Genomic DNA, 9,505 nt, shown 5'->3' on the forward strand with positions numbered 1-9,505 from the left:
AAGGAAATGAACACCGTGAAAGGCACTGTTCTGGTCTCTGGAGCGAGTATCGCGGGCCCCGCGGTCGCGTTCTGGCTGCGACGTCACGGATTTTCCGTGACGGTGGTGGAGAAGGCGGGCGGGCTGCGCGGCGGCGGATACCCGATCGACGTCCGCGGCACCGCCCTGGAGGTGGCTCGCCGCATGGGAATCCTTCCCCAGCTTCAAGAAGCGCATATCGAGACGCGGTTGCTGACCTTCGTCAGCGCCGACGGCGACGAGGTGGCGTCGGTACATCCGGAGACGGTGACCGGCGGAGTCGAAGGGCGCGACGTCGAAGTGCGGCGCGGCGACCTGGCGGAAATCCTGTACGGAGCCACGCGCGACGACGTGGAGTACGTCTTCGGCGACTCGATCGAGGCACTCACCGAACACGGGGGCGGCGTCGACGTCACCTTCCGCAGCGGAGCGCGGCGCGGTTTCGACCTGGTGGTGGGGGCCGACGGACTGCACTCTCGCACCAGGGAACTCGTTTTCGGTCCCGAGCAGCACTACCACCGCTATCTGGGTTATTGCTTCGCCGGATTCACCATGCCCAACGAATTCGGTCTGTCGCAAGAAGGTGTGCTCTGGAACGCGCCCGGGAGAGGGGCCGCGCTGTACGCGGTCAAGGGAAGCGACACGCTCCACGGTTTCCTGGTCGCCGCCCGACCCGAACCGCCGTACGAGATCCTCCGCGATCCCGAAGCGTGCTGCGATCTCATCGCGACGACCTTCGCCCACGACGGCTGGGAAGTCCCGGCCATGATCAGCGCGATGCGGGACGCGGACGACCTGTTCTTCGACACCGTCAGCCAGATCCACCTGCCACGCTGGTCCAGTGGCCGCGTCGGGTTGGTCGGCGATGCCGCCTACGCGCCGTCTTTCCTGACAGGACAAGGCTCCAGCCTCGCGCTCGTCGGTGCCTACATGCTGGCTCGGTCACTCGCCACCACCGGGGCTTTCGACGCCTACGAAAGCGAAACGCGGGAATTCGTCGAACTGAACCAAGCACAGGTCGGCGTCGGCGATGCGGCGCTCTTCCCGGTAACCGCCGAGGCCCTCGCGCGACGGGACGGCCGGCTTCGTGGTCTCACTACATTGGCGCCGGAAAGCGGGCGACCCGCGCACACCGCCCTTGTGTTGCCTGATCCCGTCGTGGCGGCCGCGGGCTAGGCCGGTCCTGGACGTCATCGACGCCAGCAGGGTGATGGTGATGGTCGTGGTGCTCAGGTCGTCGCTGGTGGGATGAACTCCGGTGATCCATCGGTGGCTATCTGCCTGACCGGGGCAGCTCACGTGGCAGGCGGGTCGTGAAGGAGGCCTTCACGGATGCGATCCGCGTGGCCTCCACGGAGCATCCGGGCGTGGGCATGGCGAGGGGCCCGTCGCCTGGGTGTCTGGCGGGCTCCTCGGAGTTCAGTGTGAAGGGGTTGTCGGATTGAGTGGGATGAACTCCGGTAACCCATCGGCAGCCATGCGGACTGGCAACCATCATGGTGGGTCTTGGGTTTGTGGTTGCAGCCGGGAACGTGTCGCGTCGGCGCGAGCTGTGAAGGAGTCCCTCACGGAGTGCCCGTTGCTCACGACCTGTGTGTCAGCCGGGTGTGGGCATGCCGAGAGGCCCGTCGCCGGTGTGGCTGGCGGGCTCCTCGGGGGTTCAGCGGTGGTGCAGGGTGTTGCGGCGAGGTTTTCGGAGTGGATCTCGGTATTGAGGCGGGATGAACTCCGGTAACCCATCAACGGCCATCCGTACTTGCCAGTCGCCGTGGTGGATGAGTCGGTGGTGGAATCCGCAGAGCAGCACGAGATTCCGGAGATCCGTCGGTCCGCCGTCTGCCCAGTGCACGATGTGGTGAGCGTGGCAGTTCTTGGGTTTGCGATGGCAGCCGGGGAACGCGCAGCCGCCGTCGCGGATGTTCAGCGCCCGTCGTTGGCCTGGGGTGACGAACCGCCGCAGCCGCCCCACGTCGAGAGGTTCTCCGGCGGCGCTCATCACCACCGGCAGCATCAGGCAGTCGCAGGCGGCGAGGCGGGCTTCCCGGGCGGTCATCGTGCCGACGAAGTCCAGGCACGCGGTCCCGAGACCGGACTTGAGTTCGTCGAGGCTGATGGTGACGTTCACGAGAGTGCGGTAGCCGCTGGTGCCAGGCTGGTCCGGGGACGCGATCGCCAGGTCGAGGATGTCGACCCACGCGTCGCCCATGCGCTCGCACTTCATCCGCAGATCCGCCTGCCCGAACTCGTCGACCGGCCGCGGCTGGGCGTAGGCCTCCAGCGCGGCAGCGGTGCGGGCCCCGGTCTCGTCATCGAGGAGGCCGGTCAGCTTCCAGAACCCGTCTTTCCGGCGCTCCAAGGTGATCTCCCGGCGCGGCTCCTTGGGTTCCGGATCCTTCGGCTCGTTGCCGTCCGGGTCCAGCAACCCGAGCAGGTTCACCTCAGCCTCCGCGAGCTGGCGAGGACCGGCGTCGCGGGCGAGGGTGGCGAGGATCTTCTCCGCACTGGACCGGTCTTCGTCGGGGAGTTTCTTCAAGATCTCCAGGATCTGATCGATCCGCTCATCCCCGACCAGACCCTCGGCGGCGACCGCAGCGGTGGCGGGCGCGACAGGCGGAACTTCGGTGCCATCCAACGCGCGGGTCGGGTTCAACGCGAGCGCCCGCTTCACCACCGGTCCTGCTTCACCACGCGACAACCCCGCCACATCCGCAAACCACGCGGCCGTAGACCCATACCCATACAAGTCCTTGACACCCCGAGACTCGATCTCCGCCAGGAATCTCCCCAGCCCGGCGGTGGCCATCCGAATCACCCGCAGAGACTGCTGCACACCATGCGCAAGCTCCAGCTTGCCAGCACGCCACAACTCCTGCGGCAACTCGGGAAGGAAGGTCTCGGACACCCCTCAATAATACCGCAAAACAATCGAACACGCGTTCGTAATTTTAAGTCACAATGCAAAAAGCAAAACAACACTGAAGGGTGATTTGAGTGCGAAACGACGGCTACGGCAAAGCGTCGCCTGCCGCAAGCCGAACTCGTCATCAATCTCGAGCAAGACCCGCAAGGCAAGGGCTAGCGGCGCGTCTTCGACAACTTCGGTGTCGCCGGGATCGCGTCACGTTCGACGGAAAAGACGGCTAGGAAGTAGTTCGCCGTTGCGCAGTTGACGTTCTCCCCGCCGGTGAGGTTCGCGGCCAGCGTGTCGCCTTCGATGGTCAGTTCGGCGCCGTCTTCGGCGCAGCCGGGCATGACGAAGGCGAAACCGCGCCGATCGGCGGGCGGTGCGAACGCCAGCGCGGCACGGACTTCGTCCGGATTCGACATCTTGGCGCGCTCCAGGGTTCGCACGAATCCTGGAGTGTCGGCCGTGCCCAGTTCCGTCGGCGCCAAGCCCGCCAGTCCGCGGGCCGAACCGAGCGAGGTGAAGGTCTCGAGTTCCACCTGCCCCTTGCCCGCGCCGACGCCGCATCCCGCCATGGTCAGGAGGAGGCATACCACGATCCATCTCATGCGACGTGGACGTAGCGAGCCATCCGCTCGGTTGCGCCGTTCGGGTCTCGAAGTGGTATCCCTACGGCTGACGTCCGCGCCGGAACGGCTCGACGCCGACGACATGGCTGGCGCGGGTCGGTTCGACGAGGACTTTGACCCGCCGTTCTCCCGGGATCCGCCATTCGAACCGGTCGGTTCCGACGTACTTCTTCGCCAGCCGGTCCATGCACCGATCCGCCTCGTCGCCTTCGACGAACTCGACCACCCGGCCGTGGATCACGACCCGGTCGTAGGGATTCTCGTCGTCCAGGCACGACAACGACACCCGAGGTTCGCGGCGCAGATTCTCCTCCTTCACCCTGCCGACGGCGGTGTTGAACACGATGTGGTCGCCTTCGAGGTCGATCCACATGGCGGAAACCTGGGGAGAACCGTCCAGGTTCACCGTGGCCAGGTGCCAGAACCTCGGTGCCGCGACCCAGTCGCGGATCTGCTCGCTCAGCTCGGCCACGGGCCCTCCAGTGAGTCGGGGCGACGATTGTCGCACCAGGCGCCACCCCTTGACACACATGAAAGACCCCTTGACACACATGAAAGTATTTTTCCAACCATGCGACTTGTGCGTTGCCGGGGTTTGTGGCAGAGCCCGGGCCGGCGCCTCTGGGGAGAGGAACTGTCATGCGGCCAGCCCGCCGAATCTCTGTCGTACTCGCGCTCGGTGTCGCGGCGGGGATGGCCTTCGCGTCGCCGACACTCGCGGGTCCGTCGGGTGACGACTACTACCAGGACGCGCTGGGCAAGACCGGGCCCGAGCTCAAGGCGGCGTTGCACAAGATCATCAGTACCAGCACCAAACTGACGTACGAACAGGTGTGGGACGGGATCAGGGCCACCGACGAGGATCCGGCCAACAAGGCGAACGTCGTGCTGCTCTACAGCGGCCGTTCGCAGGCGAAGACGGCCAACGGCGGGGGAGTCGACGACTGGAACCGGGAGCACGTCTGGGCCAAGTCGCACGGCGACTTCGGCACGGCGGTCGGGCCCGGTACCGACCTGCACCACCTGCGCGCGGAGGACGCGTCGGTCAACAGCACACGCGGGAACAAGGACTTCGACGCGGGCGGTTCTCCGGTCGAGGAAGCGCCCGGGAGCCTGACCGATGACGACTCGTTCGAGCCGCGCGACGCGGTCAAGGGCGACGTGGCCCGCATGATCCTGTACATGGGCGTCCGCTACGACGGCACCGACGGTTTCCCCGACCTCGAACCCAACGACGCCGTCGGCAACGGGTCCCAACCCCATATCGGCCGGATCTCGGTCCTGCTGAGCTGGCACGCCCAGGACCCGCCCGACGCCACCGAGCAGCGCCGTAACCAGGTCATCCACGACCAGTTCCAGCACAACCGCAACCCGTTCATCGACCACCCGGAATGGGCGGCCTCGATTTACGGCTAGGCGATCTTTCGCACGAAACAAACCCTGTCCTGGCCGGGACCGTCGTAGTCGCTGTGCACGGGGAGACCGCCGACCTCCCGATCCCCGGGTTCGAGCGCGAACCCCATGGCGCGGTGAAAGGCGATGGATCCGGCGTTCCCCGGCGAGGTGATCGCGCGGACCTCCGTGCGGCCCGCCTCCGCAGCGCGCCGGAAGAAGCTCGTGTACAGGCGGCGGGCCGTTCCCTGCCCGCGAAGTTCCGGGTCCACGCCCACGAAATGGATGTACGCCTGGACGTCGTCGTCGGGGGAGTGGAAGCCGACGAGGAACGCCCTGATCCCGGTTTCGTCCTCCAGGACGAGGCTCGTGCCGGAGAAGAACTGCAGGAACAGCTTGGGGAGCAGCAGGGAGAGTTCGCGGGCCTGGGCGGGGGTGCGCGAGTCGCCCCACCACCGCTGGACCCGGTCGACGATCGCGCTGTGGTCGGAGACGTGGGCTCGGCGCGGCTCGGACATGGCGTTCCCCTCTCGGACGATCTCGGCGCCTCACCGTTCTACCGGGTCGTCAGCCGGTCGGTGAGGAAGGCGAGGATCTCGTCCCTCGCGCGCCGCGTGGGATGCCCTTCGGAGTCGACGAAGTGGGCGGTGACGACGCTGTGCGGCGTGCCGACCAGGTCACGGAAGAACGGGGGCGGGTCGGTGTTCGCGGCACTGTCCGGCAGCACCCGTCCGTCGAAAGCGTCGCCGAGGAGGGCCCGGTAGGCGGCGAATCGCTGCCCGGTGCACCAGCGGTCGCCCTCGAAGCGGTAGGCGAGCACCTTCAGGCCGTCGCGCGCGATCCGGTCCTGGACCTCGGTCGCGTCGTCGTCGGAGAGTTCAAGCGCACCCTGGTCGTCCAGTGGTAGCGAGGGGTGGTTGACCACGGGGGCGATGACGGCGGGTTCGAGCGCCATGGTGAGGGCGAAGTTACCGGTGAAGCACAGGCCGATCGCGCCGATCCCGGGACCGCCGCATTCGGCGTGGGCGATCCGCGCGAGCCCGCGCAGCCACCATGTGACGGGGCTGGTCCCGCCTCCCGCGAAGGCCCGGAATTCGGCGCTGACACACGCGCGGCGGACCACTTCCTTGCCGGCGTCCGCGGTGGGATAGGCGCCGTCGCGCCCGAAGAGCGACGGGACGTAGACGGTGAAGCCGGCGTCTCGCACCCATCGTGCGAACCGAAGGACGTCAGGGCTGATGCCGGGCATTTCCGGCATCAGCACCACTCCGGGCCCGGCTCCCGCGACGTGGACCGTCTTCGTCACGCCGTCCACCTCCACGAGCCGGTGTGAGAAGTCGGTGAGGGCATCGTCCGGTCGTCCACGCATGGCGAAAGCTTCGACCGGCGCGGCCTTCGAAGGGATAGGCCGGATCGCCGGATATCGGGGTAATCTCGCCACATGCTGCGAGTGGGAGTCCTCGCCTACCAGGGTTGTTTCGCGTCCGAGGTGTTCGGCGTTCCCGATCTCCTGACGATGGCCACGCACGTCGCGGGGCCGGACCACGCCGCCGGATACGAGGTTTCCGTCATTTCCCCTCGTCGCCGGGTCGAGGCGGCGGGCGGCGTCGCGGTGGCCGTCTCGCCGTTGCGCGAAGTCGACGTCCTCGTCGTGCCGGGCTTCGAGCTCACGCCGGGGCAGGACATCGACGCGAAGATCGCGAACCTCGCGCCGGAGATCGAAGCGATCCGATCGCACGCCGCCGCGGGCAACGCCGTCGTCTCACTCTGTGTCGGCGCGTTCCTGCTGGCCGCGGCCGGGCTGCTCGACCATCGCCGCGCCACCACCTCGTGGCTCTTCGCGGACGAACTGGCCCAGCGTTGCCCTGGAACCGAAGTCCGGGCCGAGCGTCTCGTCGTGACTGACAGGGGAGTCACGACAACGGCGGCGTTCAGCGCCATGTACGACTTCGCGCTCGAACTGATCCGTGAGCACAGCGGCGCCGAAGTGGCACGGACGACGGCGCGGGTGGCGCTGGTCGACGACGCGCGGTCGTCGCAGACGCCGTACGTCGACACGCGTCTCCTGCCGCGGCCCGGCAACGCGTTTTCCCGCCGGGTCATGCGATGGCTGGACCAGAACCTGGCCGTCCGGTACGACCTCGCCGCCTTGGCCGCACGCTTCAACGTCAGCACCCGGACGTTGCTGCGGCGCTTCGCGGAGGAGGCCGGGCAGACGCCGCTCGAATACCTGCATTCCTCACGTGTCCGGCGCGCCCGGCACCTCCTCGAAACGACGGATCGGACGGTCGCCGGAATCTGCGCCGCCGTCGGGTACCGGGATCCGGGAACGTTCGCGGCGCTTTTCGCGAAGCACACGGGAAGGCGGCCCGGTGACTATCGCGCCGCCTTCCGGCGCGACCCCGAGGGGGCCGCACCTCATCGATGAAGACGTCGCCGCCTTCTGCGACGATCACCTGCCGGTGTGAGATGTCCTGACCTTGCTGGTCAGTCGTCCGGGCCGCGCAAGGTGAGGACCACCCGGAGCACGTGTTCGACCGCGGCCGGGAACGCGGCTCCGCGTAGTTCGCCGCGGCTGACGAGGGTGCGTCCGGCGAAGTCCAGCATCCGGTCCTCACCAAGGCGCCGGACGGTCAGCGTCGCCACTTCCTCGAGGTCGAGTTCGGGATGGTCCATGCGGGTCAGCGCGAATTCGATGAGCAGCTGTTCGTCCGTCACTTCGCACCTCCGACTCGCCTCGAGGATACGGCGGTCAGCGCGGGGCGCGGCCGAGGAAGTCCCTGATGAGGGCAGCGATTTCCGGGCCGTGTGTCTCCAGCGCGAAATGTCCGGCGTCGAGGAGGTGCAACTCGGCGTCGGGCAGATCACGGAGGAACGCGCGGGCTCCGTCGGCGCCGAAGATCTCGTCGTGCTCGCCCCAGGTGATGAGCGTCGGCGGGCGGTGCTCGCGGAAGTACTGCTGGAAGGCCGGGTAGACGTCGAGATTGAACTGGTAGTCCCAGAACAGCTGGAGTTGCACCTCCTTGTTGCCGGGGCGGTCGAGCAGGGCCTGGTCGAGGGTCCAGGTGTCCGGGGTGAGCCGGTCCAGCCGGTCGGCGGGGACGCCGTGGGTGTACTGCCAGCGGGTCGCCGCGGGCTCCAGGAGTTCGCGCACGGCTTCTTCGTGGGTTTCGCGGTCCTTGGCGTGCGCGAACAGCACATCCCAGAACGGTGTGAAGCCCTCGACGTAGGCGTTGCCGGACTGCACCAGCAGTGCGCTGACCCGCTCCGGCTGGCGGCTCGCGATGCGGAGCCCGATGGGCGCCCCGTAGTCCTGGAGGTAGAGCGCGAAGCGGTCCAGGCCGAGCGCGTCGATGAGGCCCTGGGTGATCGCGGTCAGGTTCTCGAACGAATAGTCGAACCGATCGACGGCCGGGGCGTCCGAGTGCCCGAAGCCGATGTGGTCGGGGGCGATGACGTGGTAGCGGTCGGCCAGCGCGGGGATCAGCTTGCGGAACATCTGCGACGACGTGGGGAAACCGTGCAGCAGCACCACGGTAGGCGCGGCGGGATCGCCTGCTTCCCGGTAGAACACGCCGCGGCCGTCGATGGTCGCCGTGCGGTGAAAGACCTCATCGGCGGACCGGGTTGCTTCGGACATGACAGGCGCTCCCTTGCTCTAACCATCTAAATAAGTTTGAACGGTTAGAGATAAGCAGGGGTGGACCTAACCTGTCAAGTGGTCGACGGAGGGTAGGATGACGCTGTGCCGCAACGTCCCTTGGTCGGCGAGCCGATCGCCCTCGACCTGCTGAACACCACGTGGCCCGATCGTGGTGCGCAACAGGACGTCTTCGATGAACCCGGCGGGGTCGGTGCCTGGCTGGCCGAGTGGGGGTTTCCGGATACGCCGGGCGCGGAGGAACCGTTGCGCCACACGCGTTCCGTCCTCCGCGAGGTGCTCGAAAACCCCGGCGCTTCCGCCGAACGCGCGCTGAACGAGGTGCTGGCGCGCGGGCGGTTGCGGCCGGAGCTTCGGCAAGGCGGGCCCGAAGAAGCGATCGAGGTCGAGGAAGCGGCTTGGCGGCCTGCGTGGCTCGCGGCATACGGCTACTTGAGCCTGCTTCGCGTGCGCCCGGAACGGATCAAGCGGTGCTCGGCGTATCCGGTGTGCACCCTCTACTTCGACGACACGACCCGCAACGGCACCAGGCGATGGTGCTCCATGGAAACCTGCGGCAACCGGGCGAAGGCCGCCCGTCACTACCGTCGCGAACGGTCGGGCTAGCGCCAGTCTTCGCGCCCAGGTGTCGCGAAAGCCACTTTCGGGACATCAGGCGTCGCGAACGTGGCTTTCGCGACGTGCTCCGCGCTGCACGATCACTTGTGGGACGCCGGCGGCGGCACAGGTATTCACAAAGGCCTCTCTTCGAGGCGGCGGTGTCCGATTAGGCCGGTTTTAGTGGTTTCACGAAGGGGTCGTGAGTGATAAAGAGGTTTATCGCGGGGTAAGTCAGAGGTGGCGTGTTGCGAAAGCCACTTTCGCAACCACTATCGTTTCGAAAGTTGGTTTGGCAAACTC

The 9,505-nt window shown here is 67.2% G+C and carries 11 protein-coding genes; 4 read left to right on the top strand and 7 right to left on the bottom strand.

The annotated features are described in order from the left end of the window. The first annotated feature begins 6 nt into the window (after positions 1–6). A complete protein-coding gene (locus ACFVM3_RS24860) occupies positions 7–1,194 on the top strand; it encodes an FAD-dependent monooxygenase (protein WP_378442165.1) in 1,188 nt (395 codons plus the stop codon). A gap of 484 nt (positions 1,195–1,678) precedes the next feature. Here ACFVM3_RS24860 and ACFVM3_RS24865 read toward each other — a convergent pair whose 3' ends face one another. From ACFVM3_RS24865 to ACFVM3_RS24875, 3 genes are all read right to left on the bottom strand, one after another. Continuing rightward, positions 1,679–2,920, bottom strand: a complete 1,242-nt coding sequence (locus ACFVM3_RS24865; RefSeq protein ID WP_378442167.1) for a DUF222 domain-containing protein — start codon at positions 2,918–2,920, stop codon at positions 1,679–1,681. Positions 2,921–3,093: 173 nt separating this feature from the next. After that, positions 3,094–3,531 carry a hypothetical protein gene (locus tag ACFVM3_RS24870; RefSeq protein WP_378442169.1) on the bottom strand — a complete coding sequence of 146 codons (438 nt, stop codon included), beginning with the start codon at positions 3,529–3,531 and terminating at the stop codon, positions 3,094–3,096. 61 nt (positions 3,532–3,592) lie between these two features. Further along, positions 3,593–4,024, bottom strand: a complete 432-nt coding sequence (locus ACFVM3_RS24875; RefSeq protein ID WP_378442170.1) for a PPOX class F420-dependent oxidoreductase — start codon at positions 4,022–4,024, stop codon at positions 3,593–3,595. 167 nt (positions 4,025–4,191) lie between these two features. On the opposite strand from ACFVM3_RS24875, the gene ACFVM3_RS24880 reads away from it, so the two are divergent. Next, positions 4,192–4,968 carry an endonuclease I family protein gene (locus ACFVM3_RS24880; RefSeq protein ID WP_378442172.1) on the top strand — a complete coding sequence of 259 codons (777 nt, stop codon included), beginning with the start codon at positions 4,192–4,194 and terminating at the stop codon, positions 4,966–4,968. Here ACFVM3_RS24880 and ACFVM3_RS24885 read toward each other — a convergent pair. Then, positions 4,965–5,462: a GNAT family N-acetyltransferase gene (locus tag ACFVM3_RS24885; protein ID WP_378442174.1), complete on the bottom strand. Its 498-nt coding sequence runs from the start codon at positions 5,460–5,462 to the stop codon at positions 4,965–4,967. The two genes, ACFVM3_RS24880 and ACFVM3_RS24885, sit on opposite strands and share 4 nt — an antisense overlap. 38 nt (positions 5,463–5,500) lie before the next feature. Then, positions 5,501–6,313 carry a dienelactone hydrolase family protein gene (locus ACFVM3_RS24890; protein WP_378442176.1) on the bottom strand — a complete coding sequence of 271 codons (813 nt, stop codon included), beginning with the start codon at positions 6,311–6,313 and terminating at the stop codon, positions 5,501–5,503. A gap of 72 nt (positions 6,314–6,385) precedes the next feature. Here ACFVM3_RS24890 and ACFVM3_RS24895 point away from each other — a divergent pair, with 72 nt between their 5' ends. Beyond that, entirely contained in the window at positions 6,386–7,372 is a 987-nt protein-coding gene (locus ACFVM3_RS24895; RefSeq protein WP_378442178.1) for a GlxA family transcriptional regulator, read from the top strand. Between the two features lie 59 nt (positions 7,373–7,431). On the opposite strand, the gene ACFVM3_RS24900 is transcribed toward ACFVM3_RS24895, so the two are convergent. Both ACFVM3_RS24900 and ACFVM3_RS24905 read right to left on the bottom strand, forming a co-directional pair. After that, positions 7,432–7,662, bottom strand: coding sequence for a hypothetical protein (locus ACFVM3_RS24900; RefSeq protein ID WP_340682811.1), 231 nt, complete (start codon positions 7,660–7,662; stop codon positions 7,432–7,434). A gap of 34 nt (positions 7,663–7,696) precedes the next feature. Further along, complete coding sequence (locus ACFVM3_RS24905; RefSeq protein WP_378442180.1) at positions 7,697–8,584, bottom strand: alpha/beta fold hydrolase; 888 nt, start codon at positions 8,582–8,584, stop codon at positions 7,697–7,699. Between the two features lie 105 nt (positions 8,585–8,689). On the opposite strand from ACFVM3_RS24905, the gene ACFVM3_RS24910 reads away from it, so the two are divergent. Beyond that, positions 8,690–9,211 (top strand): CGNR zinc finger domain-containing protein, encoded by a 522-nt coding sequence (locus ACFVM3_RS24910; protein ID WP_378442182.1) that lies wholly within the window; start codon positions 8,690–8,692, stop codon positions 9,209–9,211. The last annotated feature ends 294 nt before the right edge of the window (positions 9,212–9,505 follow it).

The organism is Amycolatopsis sp. NPDC057786 (assembly GCF_042797905.1).
Lineage (GTDB): Bacteria > Actinomycetota > Actinomycetes > Mycobacteriales > Pseudonocardiaceae > Amycolatopsis.

What these genes read in the sequence shown, in the direction of transcription:
- ACFVM3_RS24860 (WP_378442165.1), top strand. Translation starts at nt 7, where the DNA reads ATGAACACCGTGAAAGGCACTGTTCTGGTCTCTGGAGCGAGTATCGCG.
- ACFVM3_RS24870 (WP_378442169.1), bottom strand. Translation starts at nt 3,531, where the DNA reads ATGAGATGGATCGTGGTATGCCTCCTCCTGACCATGGCGGGATGCGGC.
- ACFVM3_RS24880 (WP_378442172.1), top strand. Translation starts at nt 4,192, where the DNA reads ATGCGGCCAGCCCGCCGAATCTCTGTCGTACTCGCGCTCGGTGTCGCG.
- ACFVM3_RS24885 (WP_378442174.1), bottom strand. Translation starts at nt 5,462, where the DNA reads ATGTCCGAGCCGCGCCGAGCCCACGTCTCCGACCACAGCGCGATCGTC.
- ACFVM3_RS24890 (WP_378442176.1), bottom strand. Translation starts at nt 6,313, where the DNA reads ATGCGTGGACGACCGGACGATGCCCTCACCGACTTCTCACACCGGCTC.
- ACFVM3_RS24895 (WP_378442178.1), top strand. Translation starts at nt 6,386, where the DNA reads ATGCTGCGAGTGGGAGTCCTCGCCTACCAGGGTTGTTTCGCGTCCGAG.
- ACFVM3_RS24905 (WP_378442180.1), bottom strand. Translation starts at nt 8,584, where the DNA reads ATGTCCGAAGCAACCCGGTCCGCCGATGAGGTCTTTCACCGCACGGCG.